Genomic DNA, 21425 nt, shown 5'->3' with positions numbered 1-21425 from the left:
CCGGCACAGGCCGATGGGGGCTCGGCGCTCTGCTCGGTGCGTGCGGCGCGGTGGCCCTGGCGGCCGTACTGCCGCTGACGATGGCTTCGGGCCGGCCGGGCGGCGGAGCCCCGAAGGTGGTCCGCGGCCAGGACGGCGCTTGGCCGGGCTGGGGCTTCACCCACACCCGGTACAGCGCGGACCACGGCACACCGGAGGCCACGGACAGGGCCCGCGCCCTGCTCTCCGCGTGGCCCCTGCCGCAGAACCAGCACATCATGGGCTGGGGTGCGGACAACCCCGAACCGACGCCCGGGGCTTACGACTTCGAGTCCCTCGACGAGCGCGTCGCCCTGATGCGGGCCACCGGCGCCACGCCCGTCCTCACCCTGTGCGGCGCCCCCGACTGGATGAAGGGCGGGCGGAAGGGACGTACCGACTGGTCCCGGCTGGAGGCCGCTCCCGACCGCCGGCACTACCGGGACTTCGCCCGGCTCGCCGGTACGATCGCCCGCCGCTACCCGGACATCCGGCACTTCCTCGTATGGAACGAGCTGAAGGGCTTCTACGACGAGAGCAGGCGCCGGTGGGACTACGAGGGGTACACCGAGCTGTACAACCTCGTCCACGCGGAGCTGAAGAGGCAGAACCCGCACAACCTGGTCGGCGGCCCCTACGTGGTGGCCGACCACGACCCGCCCGCCGAGGACCCGGAAGACCGTTCGCCCGAACTGCGCGGCCCCTGGGGTGAACTCGACCGCCGCTCCGCCGACGTCGTCCGCTATTGGAACGAGCACAAGGCGGGCGCCGACTTCGTCGTCGTCGACGGATCCAGCTACACCCGCGAAGGCCACCGGACGATCCCCGACGAGTTCGCCGCCACCGAGAAGTTCGCCGACGTCACCCGTTGGCTGAGAAACCTCACCGGCCTTCCCGTGTGGTGGGCCGAGTGGTACGTCGAGCCACCCGGCGCGGACGACCGGCCGGGCGGCCGGGGCGGCTGGAGCGAGCGGCACCGCACCGCCGTGCACGCCACCGCGCTGATGCGGCTGGCGGCGAGTGGCGCGGCGGCCGCCTTCTACTGGAACCCACAACGGTCCGGAGAGGACTGCCCGGGCTGTCTGTGGCGGAGCACCGACCTGCCCGACGGAGGCCGAGAGCTGCCCATGGCGCGGCTGCTGAGCCGGTTCGCCCGCGAATTCCCGCCGGGCAGCGCCTTCCGCCCGGTGAACACCATCGCGGGACCGGGCTCCAGGATCCAGGCCCTCGCCGACGACGCGGCCGTACTCGTCGTCAACACCGGGCGCCGGCCGGTCGCGGGCCGGGTGGACGGGCGGGCACTGTTCCTCGGCCCGTACGAGGTGCGCTGGTTGCCGCGCTGAGCCGGCGCTCCGTCTCGGCGCTCCCCCATACGGGCGACAGGGCGGTTGAGTCGCCCGGGCCGGGGCAGGGGTGATACGTCAACGCCGATGAACGGATAAGAGGTACTTCATGCGTCGTCCGGCCGTCATGACCCTCAAAGCCGCCGCAGTGCTCGGCCTGCTCGACGCCCCGGCGGGCAACCGCTGCCGACCGGCCCCCTCACCACCTCCTCGGCGGGAAGGAGACCGGTGCGGCGAGCGGGACGCGCCAGCCGGCAACCGCCGTCGCGACGCCTGAAAACGCGAGCTTCCGCAAGCGTCAGCGGGCGTTCCGCCGACGCTTGGATGCCGCTCGTGATGCTGGACCCCAGGAAGACCCGAGGTCCAGCGGGACGGGTCGGCACCCCGGTCGCGTGATCAGTCGGCGAAGGCTCCGGCGTCGATGGCCTCCGCATTGACGTCACACCAAGCGGTCGACGTCCCGCCCGATCGGACGCGGCTTCCGAGCTTGCCGTACGTGTAGCCGTCGGGCTTGTGGCAAATGACGTAACTGGTGAACGAGCTGCCGTAGCACGTGATCGACGCGCCGTGACGCCCACTGGCACCGCGCTGGTACCGCCACGCGTCGCAGGAGAGATCAGCGGTCGTGCTCGAAGCGGAAGCCGACGCCGCGACGCCGAGCATGCCTCCGCCGACAAGGGCGAAAGCTGTCCCGATCGCCGCGATACGGGAGTGGATCCTCATGTGATCTCCTTTCCCTGACAAGGGTTCGACTGCTCCGGGAGGCGACGCTACTCAGGCACCCCGGAGCCTCGGTAGTGCGCGAGCGGAACTTGGCCGGGATGCGGTCGGGATACTCATTCGGTGCCCCGCAGTTCCATCGTTCGCGGTGTGCCGCGCGTGTTCCGGCACGGCGGTGAAGACACGAAGACACGCGCCGAAAGGGCGGCTACGGCTGGACCGGGGTCGGCCTCTCGGCACGCAGGTCGCTGACGAAGCCGTCCTTGACCACGCGCATCCAGTAGGAGTGCGTGCGGTCCGTGGCGGGGATGTCGGGGTCGCGCTCCAGCTTCCGGTCCATCGAGGTGGCGCCGCCACGCACGTCCCGCTGGAACGTGTACGGGTGCCATATGCCGAGTTCGCTGCTGTAGAAGGGCTTGCGTTCCATCAACATCACCTGGTCCGGGCCGCCCTGCGCGGGCTTCCAGGTGACGCGGACGGTGGCCGCGTCGAGACGGTCGACGGACGTCAGCGCCGGTGCTTTCGGTATCACCGAGGAGGCCGCGGGCTTGATGTCGTCGCTACGGATCGTTCGCGGCACCGACGGGTCGTAGTTCTCCGGATCCTCCAGCTTCCCTGTGACGCGGAGCGCGGTGGGGGCCTGGCGCTGCCCGCCCGCACACGCGTCGACCTGAGTGACCTTCAACCACCCGCCGGAGAACCTCACGAAGTCCTCCTTCTGGATCGGCATCGGCAACGCACGTGCGCTGCCGCCGATTCCGGTCACGGAGTACACGTAGCGGGAGTCGTCGGAACGGACCACCTGGTAGCTGCAACGGTCCACGGCCGCGGCGCGCGCGTCGATCTCCGGCTGTGGCGACGGCGCGCCCGCGGCAGGGTCCGGCGTCGCCGCTGAGGCGGCACCCGCACCCGAGGCCAGGGCCCCGAGACTCAACGCGCACGTGGCGATCGCGGTGGCCAGGCGAGAGGGCATACATCCTCCAGTGACATCCAAGGCCCACGGGGAGCCGGTAAGCAGGTGGCGTGCCGGCCGGCCCGGCCTCGGGTGCGGCCCGGGTACGGGCACTCCCCCGGCGCCGCGGGCAGCCCGGACGCGGGTCGGCCTTGATCGGAATCACCGATCCGGGCTGGACGCTACCGCCGATCGATGTTCAAGAAGAAGTCAAAAACCGGTAAAGCGAAGGTTTTGGCCGGGAGGTCGATGGCAACGGCGTGAAAACCACTCCGCCACGAGGAGCCACGGGCCGGCGACAGGGGCTCGTCCGGGCTCGGGACGCTCGCGCACCCGCCGGGACCTGGTCGGCAGCGCGGTTGGCCGGGCAGGTCGGCTCCGCGAGTCACAGGCGATGATGGTGGCCCGATATGTCGATCACAAGGCCAGGAGCTTCGATGCCACGACGGATTCATCAGCCACGGGAGGACGCGGAGGTCGACTTCGTCCTCAAGATGAGCGCGGGTCCGGTTCTCGCCTACTTCTCCGGAACGTGGCCGAAGGCGATCGAGGCGTGCCGGGCGATGGACCTTGTCGTGGGCGAGATCGCCGAGGAGTACGCGCCCCGCCTGACGGCCGTCAAGATCGACATCACCCGCTGTCCGGAGGCGACCCGGCGGTACGGCATCACCGGGGCTCCGTCCGTCGTCCTGCTCAAAGACGGTGAGGTGGCGGCACGCGGCGAGGGGCAGATGACACACGCCGAGCTGCGGGAACTCCTGATCGCGCACTTCTGACCGGTCGTTCCTGCCTGGCCGGGCCGGCGTCCCGGTATGCCCGCCTCGCAGAGCCGGCGGTCGAGGTGCGCACCGCCGAGGCCGCCTCCCTGACCGCCGCCGAGGCGGCCACCTCCCCCACCGGGGCGACGCAACGACCCGTACACGGCCATGGCTGGTCGGCGCGCGGGATTCGGAGTTCGGCGGGCTCGCGGAGGTCAGTAGTCGAACGGCTCGAAGGTGACGAGGGCGGTGTCCTTGCCTTCGAATCGCACTGTCACGCGTGCTTCGTCGACGTTGGAGTGGGGTGGTTTGTGCACGCCGAGGTGGAGGCCGTCCTTGGTGACCACCACACCGTCGGCTTCCGCCCCGGCTGCCCCGAATCGGTCACCGGGCAAGGACGCGAGCCAGGGCCTGGTGTCGGTGCGAGGCATGCGGAAGGTGCCCGACATGTGGCCGCTGAACATATCGACGCTCTCTACACACTGGTGATCACTGGTGTGCTCGGGGAGTTTCCAGCCGATGTACGCCAGGGCTTTCGTGCAGGAGATGGCGTGCGGCGGCCGCGAGTTCTGGTAAATGTTCCAGCCGACCAGGGCGAGCGGGGTGCCGACGACTGCCGCGAGGGTCACGGCGATCAGGCACTTCACCGTCCGACTCTTGGGAGGTCGGGCAGGAGGGAGTGAGTCGGAGGCCCAGCTCTGCGGGAGGGGAGGGGCCACCTCGTGGGCCGCCGGGCGGCTGGGAACTGCGGGCACGCTCTGCCGTCCTTCCAAGGATCAAGAGAGCAAAGTATGACGTATCGGAAGTTCAACGAGTGACCGCGGGCTCCAGCACCCTCGGCGCGGACCGCGACCCATACGCTCGGCCCCAGCTCACCCCACCCGGGAGGAGCGGGCGGTTTCGCTGGGAGAATCATTGGATGACCAGCAACGAGATACGGTTCGACTGCCGCCCCCGCGATGACAGCGGTGCGCTCGTGATCGTTCCCCGCATCGACGGAACACCACTCACCGAACTGATCGACGGGTTCGAGATCGCGGCCGGGATGCAGCCCGCGGGCGACGCCTACGACGGCCTGATCCCACAGTTCTTCCGGTTCGGCCCGATGCGGGACCACTTCCTCGGGCGGTCCACCGACGCGATGGGGCCGAAGACACCCGTTCTCGGTTGTGAATGCGGCGAATGGGGATGCTGGCCGCTCATGGCCCGCATCACCGCGACAGCCGACCTCGTGACCTGGGACGCCTTCGAGCAGCCGCACCGCCAGACCCGTGACTACGCGGCGTTCGGTCCGTTCCGGTTCGACCGTCACCACTACGATGACGCCTTGCATGCCTTGAGCGATGCGCTCGGCTCCGGCGTCGACGGCACGCACGCGTAAGTGCTGTGGGGCGCGGCCCTGCCGGGCTGGGCTGTGGATGACGATGGCGGGAGCGGCTACTCCAGCAGCCGCTGCCTGACCAGCTCCATCACTTCCGCGCGGCTGCGCTTGCCGTTGTCGGCCGCGTTGAAGTGGTTGCCGATGCGCACCGAGACGGCGAGCAGGCAGCGGACCTCGACCTCGTCCTCGTCGGGGCAGAAGGAAGAGAACAGGGAACGCAGGTAATCCATGCGGCGGTTGTCGACGCGGCGCAGGCGCTCGGCGACAGCCGCGTCCCGGCGGGCCCAGTCGCGGATCGCGATATCGGCGGTGGTGCCCCGCACCGGCCCGTCGGTGGCGGCGGCGACGATGGCGAACAGCCGCTCCAGTCTGGTCCTGGCGTCTCCTCCACCGCTTTCGACCTGCTCGATCACGCCTTCGGCGACCTCGTACTCCCACGTGTCGAGCATTTCGGTGAGCAGCGCGCCACGGTTGCGGAAGTACCCGTAGAAGCCGCCCTTGCTGACGCCGAGCGCCTGCGCCAATGCCTCGATCCGGACGGCTTCGGGGCCGCCCGCGACCAGTGCTCGCAAGCCTTCTTCGATCCACTTGCCGCGTGGTGTGCGGGTCGCGCCCATGGTGTGTGGCTCCTCACGTTCCCACCGAGTATACGGGGGCGTATAGAGGGGTCTACGGTCGATCTATACGCCACCGTATAGACAGGGGTCTGCTCATGCGACTTCCCCGGACCGCCCACACCGACCGCCCCTGGCGGATCCACGAAATCGCCGACGGCTTCACGGTCGAGGACGTTTGGGCACTGCCCACCCCCGGCGGACCAGACGACCTTGTGTGGCTGGTGCGCCAGTTCGCCGAAGGGATGAAGAACGGGGTGGCGGGAGAAGGCCCCGTCGGCCGCGCGCTCTTCGCGATCCGCTGGAAGCTCGGAGCACTGCTCGGCTGGGACGAGCCCAGTGGCGGTGTCGGCGCCCGGCTGCCTTCCCTGCGCGACCGGTTGCCGGCGGACCTTCGCGAGGGGCCCCAGGGGCCCGACCTCGGCTCGTCGGCGTTCATCTCCCTCTACCAGAGGGACGACGAGTGGGCCGCCGAGATGGGCAACAAGACCGTGCACGCGGTGATGCACATCGGCTGGGTCCCCGACGGGTCCGGCGGCTACCGCGGTCAGATGGCCGTGCTGGTGAAGCCGAACGGACTGTTCGGCACCCTGTACATGGCCGCCATCAAGCCCTTCCGGTACCTCGGCGTGTACCCGGCGCTGATCCGCTCCATCGGCCGCCAGTGGCAGGCGAACGCCGCCGGACGAAGCGCGCGCTGACCGGGCCCGGAAGCCGGCCCTGAGCACGGCCCAAGGCCCTTCCTGATGGCCGGAGCGGCCGTGCTCACCGGTTCGTGCGACGTAGTGTTGGGCACGGGCAGCGCGGGCAGGGCAACAGGGCGAGGGGATGGCGTTGATCGTCTGGGTGAACGGTGCGTTCGGCAGTGGGAAGAGCACGCTGGTGGACGAATTGTCTGCACGCTGGCCCGAGGCGCTGGTGTACGACCCGGAGATGGTCGGCTTTGTGTTGCGGAAGATCGTGGAGGTGCCGACCGGCGACTTCCAGGATCTTCGGTTGTGGCGACGGCAGGTTGCCGACTTGGCGGTGGGGCTGGTCGAGGAGTACCGCCGGCCGGTGCTGGTTCCGATGACCTTGGTCAATCCGGGCTACATCGGTGAGGTCTTCGGCGTGTTGAAGGACGCGGACATCGACGTGCACCACTTCTTCCTCAAGGTCTCCAGGAAGGTTTTGGAGAAGCGGATCGACGGACGGACCTTCTTCCCCGAAGACCCCGAGCGGGAGGAACGGGTGCGGCGCTGGGGCAAGAGCCGGATCGAAACGTGCATGGCCGCGGCGGACGGCATGCCCGGCGGCACGGTGTTCCGCGACGGCGAGTTGGCTCCTCAGGAATTGGCCGCGCAGGTGCTGGACCGGCTCCGAGTCGGCGCGACACCCGATGAGTGATCGCGCCTTCCCGAAGTTGCCTGTCGAGTGGCGGTCGGTGGTCGCCCCCCTGGAGCCGGAAGGGCTACGTGGCTGCCCAGCCGCCCAGCTTGTTCGCACCGGCCGCCGCGGCCTCCGCTTCCCGCAGGGCCTGCGGGGAACCCAGGATGCCGTGCGGCAGGTAGTCGGAGCGGACGTTGAGTTCCCACCCGTGTACTTGGACCGCGAGGGCCGCCAGGGCCAGGATGCCGAGCGGCAACAGAGTCCTGAGGGCGGGGTCGGGGCCCAGGCTCTCCCGGTGTTCGGTGAGCCGGGCGACGAGGGCCTGCTCGAAGGCGTGCTGGTCGTCGTCGAGGAGTACGCGCAGCAGGCGGTGGTCCGGTGTCAAGGGGCCGGCGGCGTCCAGCTGGCGGGCCGCTTCGGCGCGCTCGTCGGTGGTGGGCCGGCGAAGGGGCACGGTGGGCCAGTTCCGAGGCAGGTGTCCGCTGGCCTGGGTGAGGTAGCCGGACAGCGCGCCCATCGCGGCGAGGTCGGCCGGATCCGATACCGAGGTCAGCTCCGAGTACGGGATTCCGTCGCGGATCGCTGGAGCGTAGTCCTCGCGCAGGAGAAGCCCGGTCACCCGCTGCCATTCCCATACCAGGCCGCTGACCAGGCATATCGCGAAGGTTTCCCACCAGGTGCGGGCTGTGGGGGCCTGCTCGACGACATCGTCGCCGAAGGTGATGTCCTCGGTACTGAGCTTCTCGTCGATGAGCGGGAGGCGGATCTCCTGGTCGCCGTCGGGGAAGCAACCGACGCTCAATATCCCCAGGGAGCACTCCGCCGCGGTCAGCAACGCCGTGCGTGACGGCTCACCGAGCGCGGGGTCCGTGACGGCGTGGGCGGCGACGTGGTCGAGGAGTTCGTCGCGCATGGCCTGGAGGCCGTTCAGGGACATGTGGTCGTAGCGGAGCCCGTGATAGCGGTAGAACGTCCGCCGGTGGATGTCCTCCAACGCTTGGGCGATCTGCTGCTCGTCGACCGTATGACCCGTCACTTCGTGCACGGCTGCTGTCCTTCCTTGACCTTTCGACAGTCAGCCGATGATGTCAGCCGCCACTGACAACGCCGCCGCGCGCTGCCGGAAGAGGATGCGGGCGGCGTGGAGTCAGATCGGCAGCCCGAGCAGCCCCCAACCCCGGGGGTGGGCTTCCGTGACGACCTCGGCTCCGTGGAGCAGCTTGGTGAATTCCTCGAACCGTCGGGCTCACCAAGCGCGCCGTCCGGCCGACCCGCCGATGTCGGGGGGCATACACACAGCGCCCCGGTGGACAACCGACGGCAACCGGTAGTGCGGGATCCGGCTGCCGCAGGCAGCAGGGTGTGACGCGCGTCGCAAGACACCCATGTCACAAAGCGCCGACCCAACCCGTCATAGGTGTGTAACCGCTGGACATCGGCAATGGAGCGCATCGTGGAAGCACGCCTGAACCCCTTCACCAACCCGGTCCTGGGCAAGGTCTTCAAGCACATCATCGCCGCGGGCAAGGTGCTGGAGGACTCGACCTTGCCGGCCTCGACGCAGGAGCTGGTGAAGCTCCGCGCCAGCCAGATCAATGGCTGCGGCTTCTGCACGGACATGCATTTCAAGGACGCGGTGCACGCCGGAGAGTCCGCCGAGCGTCTCAACCTGGTCGCGGCGTGGCGGGAGGCCACGGTGTTCACCGACGCCGAGCGCGCGGCGCTGGAACTGACGGAGGAGGCCACGCGCATCGCCGACGCGGCCGGCGGTGTGCCGGACGCGGTGTGGGCGAACGCCGCCCAGTACTACGACGAGGACCAGCTCGGTGCCCTGGTGGGTGTCATCACCGTCATCAATGCCTTCAACCGCGGGAACGTCATGCTGCAGATGCCCGCCGGCGACTACCAGCCCGGCCAGTTCGGATAAGCGGCTGCGCTGTCCGATCTGACCGGTTCTGCCCCCGGCCGATGTCTCCACCGGTGTGCGCGATCGCGCCCGTCGGCCCGCGACGACGGCCGGGGCATGCCTCGTCGATAGGGACGGTGCCGGGTTCAGCTGGATCCGTCCCCGGTCCACGGACGGAGCTTCTCCGGGTTGCGGACCGCCCAGATGCGAGTGATGCGGCCGTCGGCGAGGCTGAACGCCGCCACGGTCACGGTGACACCGGCGTGCTGGGCGACGAGGCCGGGCCGGCCGTTGACCGACCGTTCCAGGAGCGTCAGCCCGGGCGTCTTGCCGGCCATGTTGATCAGGAACCGGGCGACGCGCTCGCCGCCCTCGACGGGACGGAGGGCGGCACCGGCCAGACCACCCCCGTCGGCGATCATCGCGGCGTCGGGGTCGAGAAGGCCGACGAGGGCCTCGATGTCCTTGGCCTGCCATGCCTCCTTGAAATGCCGCACCAGATCGGCCTGCCCGGCCGTCGTGACCGCCGGAGGCCGCTCGGCGCGCATACGTCGACGGGCCGAGGACGCCAGCTGCCGACAGGCCGCGGGCGTCCGGCCGACGATCGCCGCGACCTCGGCGAAGGGGTACCGGAAGACGTCGTGCAGGATGAACGCCACGCGTTCGGCCGGTGTCATCGACTCCAGTACGACGAGGAAGGCCATGTTCACCGACTCGTCCAGGGTGACCTGGTCGGCGGGGTCGTCCCTGCCACCACCCGCCCGCCCGCTGAACCACTCCGTGCGGTCGGGCAGCGGCTCGGGGATCCATGCGCCGACGTAGCGCTCCCGGCGGACCCGCGCCGAGTGGAGCACGTCCAGGCAGATGCGGCCGGCCACCGTCGTCAGCCAGGCACCGGGCGACTCGATGGTCTCCTGCCGTCGCCGCGACATCGCGTACCACCGGGCGTAGGTCTCCTGCACGGCGTCCTCGGCCTCGGACAGCGAACCGAGCAGCCGGTAGGCGAGGTTGATCAGTCGGCGCCGCTCGCCGACGACCGCGCTCTGGCCCGATTCGGACCCGTCTTGCCCTGCCTCGGACCGGGTGCTCATGACTGCGACCGCTCCCTGCTTCTTCTCGTCCGCTCCCGACATGTCGGCCGAGCGCCGCACCGGAGGACGGTGAGGCCGGTGCTTCGCCTCACATTCCGCGGGCCCGCGTCGTCGGACTACCGAGACCCTACCGATCCACCGTCGTGAGGCAACCGTGAGGCAGAAGAGGAGACCGTGATGGCCACACAGACGACAGCGGTACGAAGCAAGCTCACGTTGATCCAAATCGCGGTAGCGCTCCAGACCTTGACCCTCTTCTTCCAGGCGGTCAGCGCCGGGGTGCTGCTGTCCTCGTCCCACGGCGCGCTGCCGCACGACGTCGGAGCACGCGTGATGTACGGTGCGTCGATGCTGTACGTGCTCGCCGCGGTCCTGGCGTGGCGGCCGGGCGGCGGTTCGCCCCGCCCCGTGCTGTACGCGTCCGGCTTCCTCGTACTCGCTTCGGTGCAGGTGGTGCTGGGCATCGCGCACATGCCGTCGCTCCATGTCCCGCTGGGTGTCCTGATGTTCGGCCTGAGTGTGCTGGTGCTGTACCGGGTGCTGTCCACCCGCTTCCCCAGGCGCTCCGGCGCCCGATCCGACTGCTCGTGCCGCGCTGCTCGTGCCGCGGAGAGCACGCCGTCCGGCAAAGCGGTCAGGGGACGGTGAGGACGGCGACCGCGTTCGGCCCGTCCCGGCCCCTGTCGTCACCGCCCGGCCGGCCGTGAGACGCACCGGCCGCCATCTCGGAGTAGCCAGCGGTGGGCGGTCGGCCCCAGAATCGTAGGGCCAGCAAGGCTCCACGACGTCCCGAGGCGTGATGCCATGCCCTCTCGCCCGCATTCCGGCCACCGCCCCGTCGGGGCACCGCGGTTGCTCCTCAATGCCCAGCCCTTCGGCTTCGGGCCGGCGGCCGCCATATCGATTCTTTCCGCGGAACTCGCACCCGTCTGCGAAGGGCTCGCCTACCTCGGGAGCGGGCACACCCTGGATCTCCAGACGGAACCACCGTACGACGCCGTCCACGACACCACCGGACTGTCACGGGACGAACTGTGCGCCCTGTTACGGAAGATGGCGCCCGCGTACGACGTGTTCGTCACGGCCATGGATTTCGACATGGCCCGGCTGGCCCGTCGCGCCGGATTCGACGTGGCCGTCTACGACGCGCTCGCCTGGTACTGGCCCACCGTGCCCGAAGTGGTGCGCGAGGCCGCGCTGTATCTCGCCCAGGACTTCTTCGGGGTCCGCGAACGCGTCACCGCCGACCCGGTGTTACGCGCACACACCGTGATCGTTCCCCCTGCCATCGCCCGGGGGCACACCTGGCGGCCCGGCCGGCACGTCCTGGTCAACCTGGGCGGACTGCACAACCCGCACTGGCGGCCGGACGACGCCGTCGCCTACGCACGGCTCATGCTCGACACCGTCCGCGCGGGGCTGCCCGCCGGCCGGCCGCTCGTCGTGGCGACCAGCCGGAGCATCGTCACCGCGCTCGACGAGCCGGGGGTCGGAACCTATGACCACGCCACCATGCTCCGCCTCATGAGCACCGCCGCCTACGCCTGTATGACCCCGGGCCTCGGCAACATCTACGACGCCGCGGGGACCGGCGTACCCACCCTGTGGCTGCCGGCCGCCAACGACAGCCAAGCCGAGCAGGCCCGGCTGCTCGCCCGGCACGGCTACTGCGACGCGCGCCTGGACTGGGCGGACATCGGCCGGCCGGTCGAATACCGCGCTCCCACACCCGTGGTCTCACGGGCGATCAGCCGCGTCGTACGGGAGGTGTCGGACGACCGGCGGGGGCGGGCCCGGCTGGCGGACCGGCTGGCGCGGCTGTCCGCCGGACTCGGTGACACGGCGGGCAGGGCCCGGGCACTGGCGGACCGCTTCGGCCGGGGCGGCATGCGGGAGGCCGCCGCCGCCCTCGTGCGGTGGTGCGCGGCGGGTCGCTGACGGCGCACGAGGCCGAGGCCATGGCCCGGCGGCCCGGCCCCCGCTGGGGGGACCAGGCCGCCGGGGAGGTTGGATCAGGCCGAGCGGCGTCGCCGGCGCAGATGGAGGATCCCCGCGCCCGATGCCGCCAACACGGCCGCGCCGGAGGCGGCGGGGAGCCACGGGCCGGACGCGCCGGAAGGGGCGGTGGTGGAGGGCTGGTCCTCGGCGAGCGCGTAACCGCCGGCGAGCCCCTTGCGGTCGTAGGACGAGCCGGGCAGCTTGTCGCCGTAGCGCTTGGCGACCAGTCGCTGGTACGCGGCGAGGGTGATACGCGGCTTGCCCTGGAGAGCCACCCGGGCCTCCTTGTTGAGCGGCTCGACGGAGCCGTCGGCGGCCAGCCGGTACCAGCCGTGGATCTGCGGCTCCATGAAGGTGCGCGCCCGGTCCGTGCCGCGTTCGGCGGCACTGATGTCCGCCTCGCCGTCGCGGATGCCGGCCAGTTGCCAGTCCTGGGCCCCCTTGCCCGGATCCCCCGGCTTGCCCGGCTTCGCCGGTGCGAGCAGGACGGCGGCCTGGCGGCCGTTGGAGGCCGAGACGCGGGAGGCGAGGTAGGACAGGCGCAGGGCCGCCTTTGTCGTGGGCTTGGCCGTGCCGGCGACGAACTCGGGCGCCAGTTCGTAGAGCGGGACGGGCTTCTTGAGGTCGAAGCCGGGTGCGGCGGGTGGCTTCGCGAGTCCGCGCGGGGCGCCGGCCGTGCCGCCGTCCGCGCCGGAGGGCGACGTCCGCTGCTCGGCGGCCGTCAGGAAGCGGGAGACGGTGTCGTGTACCCGGCCCGAGTCCAGCACCCGCTGGGCGCCGGCGTAGTCGGTCGCGGCGGGGGCGCCGGGCCCGTCGGCGGCCTGCGCGGGAACGATTCCACAGAGAGTGGCGACGGCTGCGGCGGCGAGCAGGGTGGTGGTGCGTCTGTGCGTACGGTGCATGGTGGGTCTCTCCTCTAGCCGTGGATGCCGATGCGCGTGTGGGTCCACCGGAAGGAGTTGTTTCCGGCGTAGGTGGAGTAGTTCCACCAGGTGTACGTCTGCGTGCTGGGCCAGGGATCGCCGACCGCGACCATGTTGCTGGTGCTGTCGTAGCCGTAGATGACGTTCATGTGGCCGCCGCCCGAGGTCCAGCCGATGCGGACGGCGAACGGGCGTCCGGCCGCGACCTCGGTCTGGGTCTCGCCGAAGGAGGCGTTGCGGTACAGGTCGGTGCCGCTGTTGTGGAAGCCCATGTTGCGCAGGCCGTTGGCCATGTCGCCCAGAGTGGCGGGCCGGTTGTTGCAGTCCAGTTGGCTGTTGCCCTGGGCGGCCAGGCGGCAGAAGTCGTACTGGTCGTAGTTGGTGTAGCCCCAGTAGTTGGCGATGGTCAGCCCGGAGGCGTCCCAGCACCACTGGTCGCGGACCTGCTTCTGCATGCCGATGTTCAAGAGCTTCTGCCCGGCGGGCAGGCCGGAGCCGCAGACCGGAAGCCCGCCGGTGTCCTCCCGGATGAAGGCGTCGGCGAGGTAGAAGGTGCCGGACCGGATCCAGCGGGAGTTGTTCTCGACGACGTCACCGGTGGTGCGGCAGGACATCGAGATGCGGTCGCCGACCCGTGAGGTGCCGGTGATGGAGGCGGACAGCGACGGCGCGGACCGCTGGTTGACGGTGCTGAAGTTGCCCTGTCCGCCGGTGACGGTTCCGGTGACGGCCGCTTGCGCCTCGGGGGCGACGCCCAGCAGGAGTCCGCCGGTCAGGACGGCGGCCATCGTGGAGAGGAGGGTTTTGCCGCGGCCCGGTATCCGGGCATGCCTGCGCAGTCTTCGCATGGGGGGTTCCTTTGTCGGTCGGATGGGGTGGGATGCCGGCCGGGGTGGGGTGGGGGTGCCGGCCGGGTGCCGTCAGGCGTTCCGGCGGGAGCGACGGCGTCGCAGCCGGAACGTGACGGCCGCCGCTCCGGCGGCGAGGGCCAGTCCGGTGGCGCCGGTGGCCACCAGGCCTGTCGTCGGCCCGTCGTCGGACGCGGCCGCCGTGGCGGCCGATGGCCCGGCGGAGGACGCCCGCGACGGGGCGGGCGGCCCGGCCGGTGCGCCGGTGGGGCCGGCCGGGGGTGCTGCCGCGCTCACCTCGGCGGGTGCTGTGGTGCGGCCGAGGGCGGGGAAGGCGGTCTGTGCCGTGATGGTCCAGTGGCCGGCGGGCAGAGCCTCGGCGGTGGTGAAGGTACCCGGTTCGCCGGGTACCGGTACGAACCGCCAGGGTCCGAGCGTGGTGCCGTCGGCCGAGGTCGCGGTGAGGGTGCCGGCGACCTTCTCCCGCACGGGGTGGCCGTCGTCCTCCCAGGTCGCCTTGGTGGTGGGGTGGCCGGCGGACACGCCGGTGACGGTCAGCCGGATGGTGTCGCCGTGGGCGTGTGCCGACGCGGCGGACCCCAGGACCAGCAGGGCCGTGAGGGTCGCGGCCGCTGCCGTGAAGCGGCGATCGGGCATGAAGGGGTGGCTCCGGTGTGAGAGTGGGACGGTGGCGGGGGCCCGCACGAGCCCCCGCCGCCGGGGGGTGGTTCAGGCGGACTTGCGCAGGGTCCACGCCTGGAAGCCCGTGCTGTCCGGCTTCTGGAGTTCGAGCAGCCAGGCCCCGTAGTACGGCCGTTTGCCGACACCCAGCACCAGGGAACCGTCGCGGGGCGCGAGCCGCAGTCCGTCGCCCGAGGTGGTCAGTTTCCACTGCTGGGCCGCGCTGTCGGAGCAGGTCCGCTGGGTGACCCATTGGCCGGGGTTCGCGTCCCCGCCCAGTTGCAGGCACTTGCCGGACGCGGCCGAACGCAGTCGCGTTCCACCGCCGGTGCGGTCGAGGTACCACTGCTGCGGTGTGAAGCCGTTGGGCTGGGAGGCGACCAGGACGGTGCCGTCCGCGGTCTTGCCGCCCCAGATCTCGGCCGCCAGTCCGGTGTGCCCGTTGGTCAGGGTGTACCGCGTGCCGGGCTCGGTGGTGGTGCTGCCGACGGGCGGGGTGTGGAACGACACCGTGCGGCCGGGCCTGGTGTCGTGTCCGGCCCGGTCGCGGACCGCGACGGCGACGGTGTAGTCGGTGCCGGGCCGCAGGTGGGTGATCCGCGCCGAGTTGGGCTGCACCCACGCCAGGTGTTCGCCGTTCAGCAGCAGCTGGTACCAGGCGGCGGAGGGGGCAGCAGGCCAGCTGACCGCGGCCGAGTCGGAGGTGAGCTGCCCGACGACCGGGACGAGTCCCGTGGACGGTCCGGTGCTGGTGGTCGGGCGGGGCGTCGGCGAGGGGCTCGGATCGGGGTCCGGGCGGGTGCCGTCGCCGGTCATCAGGAACTGGTTGTTCGCGACGTTCCAGTGGGTCGCCAGGTAGCTGCCCGGCTGCGGACTGGTGTGGTAGTAGTCGTCGTGCCGGCAGTCCAGGCGCTCGTCGTGGCCTCGCTCGGGGCAGACGTCCCGCATGGTGGGGTAGTACGGGGTGTCCGAGTAGCACATGACGTCCCACTCGTCGGTGCAGTGCGCGCCACGGCTGGTGTTGGGGGCGCTGTTGTTCACCGCTCCGAGGTTGTGCCCGAGTTCGTGCGCGGCGGTCGAACCGCCCCAGCATCCGGCGTCGGTCCGGCCGTAGGAGGGACCGAAGTTGCTGAGGTTGGCGGCACCGGGGCGCTCGTCGCCGCTGAAGGTACCGATGCCGCAGTACACCTTGGCGTCCGCGAAAATCATGTACTTGCGGTCGCGCCGGTCGAAGCCCTTCGCCGCGAGAGCGGAGTTCATCGCGCTGAACTCGGCCAGTGCCGGGGCGGGTACCTCGACGTTGAGCACGGACGGGGTGCAGTCCGCGCCGGTCACGTACCGGATGTGCCGTACGCCGCCGGTCTCCTGCGCGCTGGCGAAATAGATGGTGTCGGCGTCGGCGGCCCACTTGCGGAAGGAGGCCAGGTACGCGCCGTAGCGGTCGTCGCCGGGGCCGTGGACGTACACGACCTGCACACGGTTTCCGGTGCTGCCGTCGCCGTCGCACCGCACCGCCTGTCCGGCCGGCGCCGGCTTCGCGCTCGCGGTGCTCCGCGTGGGGGCGGCGGGAGGCTTCCGGGCCGCGGCGGTGCCGGCCGTGCGGGCGTCGAGGGAGGCGGTGGTACCGGCGGACGGCTGTTCCCGGGACGCCTCGCCGGTGTCGGGGCGGTCCGGTGTTCCGGCGGTGACCTGGGACTTCGCGGCGGGCGGCGTGTCCTTGGTGATGTCCACGCCCTTGGGCGGCTTGTCGGGGCCGTGCGTGCAACGGCCGTCGGCGGTCCGCAGCACACCGGCACAGCGGTCGCCCTTGGGCGCGGGACGCAGGCCCTCGTAGACGAGGCCGCGCGTGCGGTCGTCGTCGGGTATTCGGGTCACCGGTTCCGGTGTCCGGTCGTGCGCGGGGGCCGGAGCCGGTCCGTCCGCCATGGGCCGGGCGTCGGCGACCGGCGAGCGGGTCGGCTCGTCGTCGAAAACGCCACCGAGCGCCGCCGTGCCGGTGAGTGCGCCGGCGGTGACGGCGACCGCGGCGATGAGCATGCCGCGTTTTCGTCGTCGCTGCACCTGTCTTCTGCGACCGGGCATCGCCACACCTCATTTCTGTGGGGGAGTTGTGGGTGGCCGGAAGTGTGCCAGAGCGAACAGGGCGTCAGGCAGGGTGGTTTAGCGAGGAGAAATCTTGTGCATGATTCAAGAAAGGGAACGGATAACTCCCCGCCCGTTCAAATCCCTTTGATCTTGAGGGAGTTACCTGCGCCCCCCGTAAAGGTCCATTCCAATGAGGCGCGTTTCCAAGGGCGTTGCTTGGCAAGATCTTTACTTTGGAACGCGCAGTTCCGTTTGTGTGCAATTGCGCAGCGTGGCGGGGCTCTCACCCTTGATCACTTCGGCGGGGAATACTCCTCGGTAACTTCAAGGGCGGCTTATGAAGCGCAATTGAGCCCGACTCCGGGCAATTCCGGCCGCGGGCTACCGGGACGGGCGGACCGCTTCCCTCAGTGCCTCGACGATCAGCCGGGTGTCCTTTTCGGTCGTGCGCCAGTTGCTGAAGGCGGCTCGTAGCGCGGGCACGCCGGCGTAGACGGTGGGTGTCAGGAAGACCTCGCCGGCCAGCGCGTCGGCGAGCGCGGAGAGGCGTTCGGGGGTGGGGTCCTCGGTCAGGGTGAAGCAGACGACGTTCAGCCGGACCGGTGCGAGGAGCCGGAGCCCGTCCATGGCTTCGACGGCTTGTCCCACGGCGTGGGCGCATGCCACGCAGCGCTCCACGATCTCGCGGTGTCCCGCACGCCCGTAGGCGCGCAGGGTGAACCAGGCCGCGAGGGCGCGCAGCCGGCGGGAGTTCTCCGGGGTGAGATGGACGAAGTCGGGGGTGTCGCCCAGGGGGCCGAGGTAGGCGGCCGCGTTCTGGAAGACACGGACCTGCAGGTCCGGGCGGCGGGTGAACTGCACCGCGCTGTCGTACGGCACGTTCAGCCACTTGTGCAGGTCCACACAGACCGAGTCGGCCAGGTCCAGGCCGTCGACCAGGTGCGCGTGGGCCGGGGACAGCCCGGCGAAGGCACCGAACGCGGCATCCACGTGCAGCCAGAAGTCATGGCGTTCGCGCAGGGCCGCGATGGCCCGCAGATCGTCGAAGTCGACGGTGTTCACCGTGCCCGCGTTGGCCACGACGACGCAGGGGCCGTCCGCCTCTAGCAGGGCGTGTTCCAGGGCCACCGGGTCGATCGCCTCGCGGCCGGGGAGGGTGGGAACCGTGCGCAGGGCGGCCCGCCCCAGACCGAGGATCGCAAGGCCCTTGGCCACGCTCGAGTGCGGGCTGCCCGACAGCACGCGCACCGCCCCCAGGGCGCCCACCCCGTCCTCGGCGGGTGAGACGCCGAGCCGCTCACCGAGCCATTCCCGGGCGATGGCCAGACCGACGGTGTTGGACATGGTGGCACCGCTGACGAACGCTCCCCAGTGGTCGCCGGAGAGCCCGAAGAGGTCACGCAGCCAGCCGGTCGTCTCGCGTTCGAGGTGCTGGCCCGCGGCGTCCAGCGACGACGCGGGGTTCTGGTCCACGGCCGCCGTCAGCCAGTCCCCGGCGAGGGCCGCGGGGGTCGCGCCACCGGTGACGAAGCCGAGGTAGCGAGGTCCGGCGGAGGCCGACAGCGCCCCCTCCCAGCGCTGGGTGAACTCCCGTAGCGTCCATCGCAGTCCGGCGCCGTGCTCGGGCAGCCGCTCGATGTGCGGCAGGCGTGTCGGCGGGGGAACGACGGGGGCGTCGTCCAGGCCGTCGAGGAACGCCGTGGCGTGGCGTTGGGTGACCTCCATCAGTTCCGGTAGCTGGGCGAGGTCCGCCGCGAGTCGAGGGTGCACTGCTGGCTCCGTTCTTCGGTTCGCCGCGACGCTAACCCCGAGGGGGCCGTGGCGGCCTGGTCCAGTTGGGGGAAACTGGACCGGTGCGAGTGAGTGAGGATCAGCTGCTGCGGGCGGTGGGCGAGTGGCGCAGGCCCGGCATGACGCTGGCCGGGGCGTTGGCCGGGGCCGTGCGGGAAGCGGTGCTCGACGGCAGGCTGCGGACCGGCAGCGGGCTGCCCGCCGAGCGCCGGCTGGCCGCCGCCCTCGGTGTCAGCCGCGGCACGGTGACCGCGGCTCTGGCCGGGCTGCGCGAGGAGGGATGGGTGTGTACCCGCCACGGCGGCGCGAGCACCGTGCGGTTGCCGGCGCGGGTGGCCGAGCGGATCGCTCCCGTCTCCGCTTCGGGGGACACCCCCTCCATCGACCTGCGCCGGGCCGTACCCGCCGCACCGCGGCCGGCCTATCTGGCGGCCACGGAACGGGCCTTGGCCCGGATGCCCGCGCTGCTGGCCCAGGACGGGGAACCGGGGGCGGGGCTGCCGGAACTCCGTGCCCTGGTGGCCGAGCGGTACACCCGTGAGGGGCTGCCCACCCGGCCCGAGCAGATTCTCGTCACCTCCGGGACCCGGGCCGCGCTCGCCCTGCTGTGCGCACGGCTGCGGCCACGGGTCGCCGCCGTCGAGACCCCCACGTTCTTCGACGCGCTCCACGTGCTGCGCGGCGCCGGGGCACGGCTGGCCGGCTGCCGGGTCACCACGGAGGGCTGGGATGTGGACCAGCTCGGCGATGCCCTGCGGGCGGCGCGTGGCGGGCTCGCCTATCTGGTGCCCGACTTCCAGAATCCGACGGGCGCCCTCATGACCACGCGGGCCCGGCGGGTGGTCGCCGAGCTGGCGGCCCGGCACGAGGTCCTTGTCGTCGTCGACGAGACCATGCGGGATCTGGACCTGCGCGACACCCCGGCGCCCGAGCCGAGGATCCGGCGCGCGGTCCTGATCGGCTCGGCAGCCAAGTCCGTGTGGGGCGGTCTGCGCGTCGGCTGGATCCGCGGCCCCGCGCGGCTCGTCGGCGAACTGGGCGGCGATCCGCTGTGTGGCCCGCTGTCCGCGGCACCGATGCAGCAGTTGATCGCCGCCGAACTGCTCGGCGACCCGGATCCGGTGCTGCGGCGGCGGGCGGAACTGCGGCGGCAGCGGGATCATCTGGGCCGGCTGCTCGCCGGGGACGACCGGTGGCACTTCTCGCTCCCGCCCGGTGGACTGTCCCTGTGGCTGCGGCTGACGGACGCCCGGTCCGACACGGTCGTCGAACGGGCCCGCGCGCACCGGCTCGACCTCTCCCCCGGCCCGCGCTTCGCGGCCGACGCGACGCTCACCCACCACCTCCGGGTGCCGTTCACCCCACCGGTTCCGGTACTCGACCACATCGCGGCGGTACTGGACGAGGTCTGCCGCGACTGAGCGCGCGCTCGGCCGGGGGCCGGGCGGATCACGCGGGGTCGGCTCAACCTGGCCTGTACATGCCCCGGTACCGGTGGTGGTATGGACCGCGGAACGAGTCCGCGCCGAACAGTGGAGGTCTCCATGTTCAGACCGGTGTTGATCGGCGGTGCGGCCGCGGTGCTCGTGGCCGCCTCGGCCATCCCGTCCACGGCCGCGGACACGGGTGTCCCGCCGGACAGGGTCGTGATCGATGTGCTGGCGGTCAACGGTTCCGGCTGCCCCGCCGGGACCGCCGCCGTGGCGGTCGCGCCGGACAACACGGCCTTCACCGTGACGTACAGCGACTATCTCGCCCAGGTGGGCGTCGGTGCCAAACCGACCGACTTCCGCAAGAACTGCCAGCTCGGCCTGAACGTCCGCGTTCCGCAGGGCTACACGTACGCGATCGCCAAGGCCGACTACCGCGGCTTCGCGTACCTGCAGAACGGGGCCACGGGCATGGAGAGGGCCAGTTACTACTTCCAGGGCATGTCGCACACGACGTCGGTGAGCCATCGCTTCACCGGCCCGGTCAGCGACAACTGGCAGACGTCCGACGTGACGGGCGTCGAGTCCCTCGTCTTCGCGCCGTGCGGCACCCAGCGGATCCTCAACGTCAACACCGAGCTGCGGGTGGGTGCCGGCACCTCGGACCCGGCGACGACCACCAGCTTCATGGCGATGGACTCCACCGACGGCAGCTTCAACACCCTCTACCACTTCGCCTGGAAGGAATGCCCCTGACCGGGCCGGACGGCCGGACCGGGGGAGGTCCGCGGGCACGTCACGGGCGTCCGAAACGGACGGGCGCCAGGGCCGTTGGAGGGGGATCTGCATGTTCAGAGCGGTGTTGACGGGCGGCGCGGCCCTGGTGCTGCTCGCCGCCCCGGTGGCGCCGAGGGCGGCCGCCGCGGACGGGGTGCCCCCGCCGGACAAGGTCGTGATCGACGTGGTGTCCGTCAACGGGTCCGGATGCCCCGCCGGGACGGCGAACGTGACGGTCTCGCCGGACAACACGGCCTTCACCGTTTCCTACAGCCACTACATCGCCCAGGTGGGCGTCGGTTCCAAGCCGACCGACGCCCGCAAGAACTGCCAGCTCGGCCTGAACGTCCATGTACCGCAGGGCTTCACCTACGCGGTCGCCAGGGCCGACTACCGCGGTTTCGCGCGTCTGGAGAAGGGGGCCAAAGGGCTGCAACGCGCCAATTACTACTTCCAGGGCATGTCGCAGACAGCCTTCATGAACCACCACTTCACCGGCCCGGTCAACGACGACTGGCAGACGTCCGACACCACCGACATCGACGCCGTGGTCTACGCGCCGTGCGGGGCCATCCGGTACTTCAACATCAACACCGAGCTGCGGGTGGACGCGGGCACCTCGGATCCGGCCAGGACGACCAGCTTCATGGCGATGGACTCCACGGACGGCAGCTTCAACACCCTCTACCACTTCGCCTGGAAGACCTGTCCCGTGCCGTGAGCCCGCAACCGCCACCACGT

At 71.0% G+C, this 21425-nt stretch carries 22 protein-coding genes; 11 read left to right on the top strand and 11 right to left on the bottom strand.

The genetic code is table 11. The features are described 5' to 3' along the window. Positions 1-80 precede the first annotated feature (80 nt). Positions 81-1361 (top strand): xylan 1,4-beta-xylosidase, encoded by a 1281-nt coding sequence (locus tag ACZ6MA_RS25090; protein WP_469436334.1) that lies wholly within the window; start codon positions 81-83, stop codon positions 1359-1361. Positions 1362-1757: 396 nt separating this feature from the next. Here the strand turns inward: ACZ6MA_RS25090 and ACZ6MA_RS25085 are convergent, their stop codons facing one another. Further along, positions 1758-2084 (bottom strand): hypothetical protein, encoded by a 327-nt coding sequence (locus ACZ6MA_RS25085; protein ID WP_469436190.1) that lies wholly within the window; start codon positions 2082-2084, stop codon positions 1758-1760. Positions 2085-2289: 205 nt separating this feature from the next. Then, positions 2290-3054 carry a hypothetical protein gene (locus ACZ6MA_RS25080; RefSeq protein WP_469436189.1) on the bottom strand — a complete coding sequence of 255 codons (765 nt, stop codon included), beginning with the start codon at positions 3052-3054 and terminating at the stop codon, positions 2290-2292. Positions 3055-3470: 416 nt separating this feature from the next. On the opposite strand from ACZ6MA_RS25080, the gene ACZ6MA_RS25075 reads away from it, so the two are divergent. Next, positions 3471-3809, top strand: coding sequence for a thioredoxin family protein (locus tag ACZ6MA_RS25075; protein WP_469436188.1), 339 nt, complete (start codon positions 3471-3473; stop codon positions 3807-3809). 197 nt (positions 3810-4006) lie between these two features. Here ACZ6MA_RS25075 and ACZ6MA_RS25070 read toward each other — a convergent pair whose 3' ends face one another. Next, entirely contained in the window at positions 4007-4438 is a 432-nt protein-coding gene (locus tag ACZ6MA_RS25070) for a hypothetical protein (protein ID WP_469436187.1), read from the bottom strand. Positions 4439-4710: 272 nt separating this feature from the next. Between ACZ6MA_RS25070 and ACZ6MA_RS25065 the strand changes: the two genes are divergently transcribed. After that, complete coding sequence (locus ACZ6MA_RS25065; RefSeq protein ID WP_469436186.1) at positions 4711-5172, top strand: hypothetical protein; 462 nt, start codon at positions 4711-4713, stop codon at positions 5170-5172. A 56-nt stretch (positions 5173-5228) separates the two neighbouring features. Here ACZ6MA_RS25065 and ACZ6MA_RS25060 read toward each other — a convergent pair whose 3' ends face one another. Then, positions 5229-5789 carry a TetR/AcrR family transcriptional regulator gene (locus tag ACZ6MA_RS25060; protein WP_469436185.1) on the bottom strand — a complete coding sequence of 187 codons (561 nt, stop codon included), beginning with the start codon at positions 5787-5789 and terminating at the stop codon, positions 5229-5231. A gap of 95 nt (positions 5790-5884) precedes the next feature. Here ACZ6MA_RS25060 and ACZ6MA_RS25055 point away from each other — a divergent pair, with 95 nt between their 5' ends. Both ACZ6MA_RS25055 and ACZ6MA_RS25050 read left to right on the top strand, forming a co-directional pair. Continuing rightward, positions 5885-6487, top strand: coding sequence for a DUF2867 domain-containing protein (locus tag ACZ6MA_RS25055; protein WP_469436184.1), 603 nt, complete (start codon positions 5885-5887; stop codon positions 6485-6487). Positions 6488-6620: 133 nt separating this feature from the next. Then, on the top strand, positions 6621-7172 hold the full coding sequence (locus tag ACZ6MA_RS25050; protein WP_469436333.1) for an AAA family ATPase: 552 nt from the start codon (positions 6621-6623) through the stop codon (positions 7170-7172). A 64-nt stretch (positions 7173-7236) separates the two neighbouring features. On the opposite strand, the gene ACZ6MA_RS25045 is transcribed toward ACZ6MA_RS25050, so the two are convergent. Beyond that, positions 7237-8199: an immunity 49 family protein gene (locus tag ACZ6MA_RS25045; RefSeq protein WP_469436183.1), complete on the bottom strand. Its 963-nt coding sequence runs from the start codon at positions 8197-8199 to the stop codon at positions 7237-7239. 408 nt (positions 8200-8607) lie between these two features. On the opposite strand from ACZ6MA_RS25045, the gene ACZ6MA_RS25040 reads away from it, so the two are divergent. Continuing rightward, positions 8608-9081, top strand: a complete 474-nt coding sequence (locus tag ACZ6MA_RS25040; protein WP_469436182.1) for a carboxymuconolactone decarboxylase family protein — start codon at positions 8608-8610, stop codon at positions 9079-9081. Between the two features lie 125 nt (positions 9082-9206). Here ACZ6MA_RS25040 and sigJ read toward each other — a convergent pair whose 3' ends face one another. Further along, complete coding sequence (gene sigJ, locus ACZ6MA_RS25035) at positions 9207-10151, bottom strand: RNA polymerase sigma factor SigJ (protein WP_469436181.1); 945 nt, start codon at positions 10149-10151, stop codon at positions 9207-9209. Between the two features lie 177 nt (positions 10152-10328). On the opposite strand from sigJ, the gene ACZ6MA_RS25030 reads away from it, so the two are divergent. Both ACZ6MA_RS25030 and ACZ6MA_RS25025 read left to right on the top strand, forming a co-directional pair. Then, entirely contained in the window at positions 10329-10799 is a 471-nt protein-coding gene (locus tag ACZ6MA_RS25030; RefSeq protein ID WP_469436180.1) for a hypothetical protein, read from the top strand. A 156-nt stretch (positions 10800-10955) separates the two neighbouring features. Further along, a complete protein-coding gene (locus ACZ6MA_RS25025) occupies positions 10956-12089 on the top strand; it encodes a hypothetical protein (RefSeq protein ID WP_469436179.1) in 1134 nt (377 codons plus the stop codon). 74 nt (positions 12090-12163) lie between these two features. Here ACZ6MA_RS25025 and ACZ6MA_RS25020 read toward each other — a convergent pair whose 3' ends face one another. The 5 genes from ACZ6MA_RS25020 to ACZ6MA_RS25000 all read right to left on the bottom strand — a co-directional run bounded on the left by ACZ6MA_RS25020 (position 12164) and on the right by ACZ6MA_RS25000 (position 18456). Further along, positions 12164-13051 (bottom strand): hypothetical protein, encoded by an 888-nt coding sequence (locus tag ACZ6MA_RS25020; protein WP_469436178.1) that lies wholly within the window; start codon positions 13049-13051, stop codon positions 12164-12166. A gap of 14 nt (positions 13052-13065) precedes the next feature. Next, positions 13066-13920, bottom strand: a complete 855-nt coding sequence (locus ACZ6MA_RS25015; RefSeq protein ID WP_469436177.1) for a papain-like cysteine protease family protein — start codon at positions 13918-13920, stop codon at positions 13066-13068. Positions 13921-13992: 72 nt separating this feature from the next. Continuing rightward, positions 13993-14577: a hypothetical protein gene (locus tag ACZ6MA_RS25010; RefSeq protein WP_469436176.1), complete on the bottom strand. Its 585-nt coding sequence runs from the start codon at positions 14575-14577 to the stop codon at positions 13993-13995. A 72-nt stretch (positions 14578-14649) separates the two neighbouring features. Continuing rightward, positions 14650-16638, bottom strand: a complete 1989-nt coding sequence (locus ACZ6MA_RS25005; protein ID WP_469436175.1) for an RICIN domain-containing protein — start codon at positions 16636-16638, stop codon at positions 14650-14652. Positions 16639-17067: 429 nt separating this feature from the next. Beyond that, positions 17068-18456: a pyridoxal phosphate-dependent decarboxylase family protein gene (locus ACZ6MA_RS25000; protein ID WP_469436174.1), complete on the bottom strand. Its 1389-nt coding sequence runs from the start codon at positions 18454-18456 to the stop codon at positions 17068-17070. Between the two features lie 89 nt (positions 18457-18545). Between ACZ6MA_RS25000 and ACZ6MA_RS24995 the strand changes: the two genes are divergently transcribed. From ACZ6MA_RS24995 to ACZ6MA_RS24985, 3 genes are all read left to right on the top strand, one after another. Continuing rightward, positions 18546-19898 (top strand): aminotransferase-like domain-containing protein, encoded by a 1353-nt coding sequence (locus tag ACZ6MA_RS24995; protein ID WP_469436173.1) that lies wholly within the window; start codon positions 18546-18548, stop codon positions 19896-19898. A gap of 123 nt (positions 19899-20021) precedes the next feature. After that, the gene (locus ACZ6MA_RS24990; RefSeq protein WP_469436172.1) at positions 20022-20663 is read left to right on the top strand and encodes a DUF4360 domain-containing protein; all 642 of its coding nucleotides are present in this window, start codon (positions 20022-20024) and stop codon (positions 20661-20663) included. 91 nt (positions 20664-20754) lie between these two features. Then, complete coding sequence (locus ACZ6MA_RS24985) at positions 20755-21405, top strand: DUF4360 domain-containing protein (protein ID WP_469436171.1); 651 nt, start codon at positions 20755-20757, stop codon at positions 21403-21405. Positions 21406-21425: the final 20 nt, after the last annotated feature.

The sequence above is a fragment of the Streptomyces sp. NPDC042259 genome, from assembly GCF_055582085.1.
The sequence above is the reverse complement of the archived record's forward strand: the minus strand, read 5'-3'. Positions and strand labels throughout refer to the sequence as shown.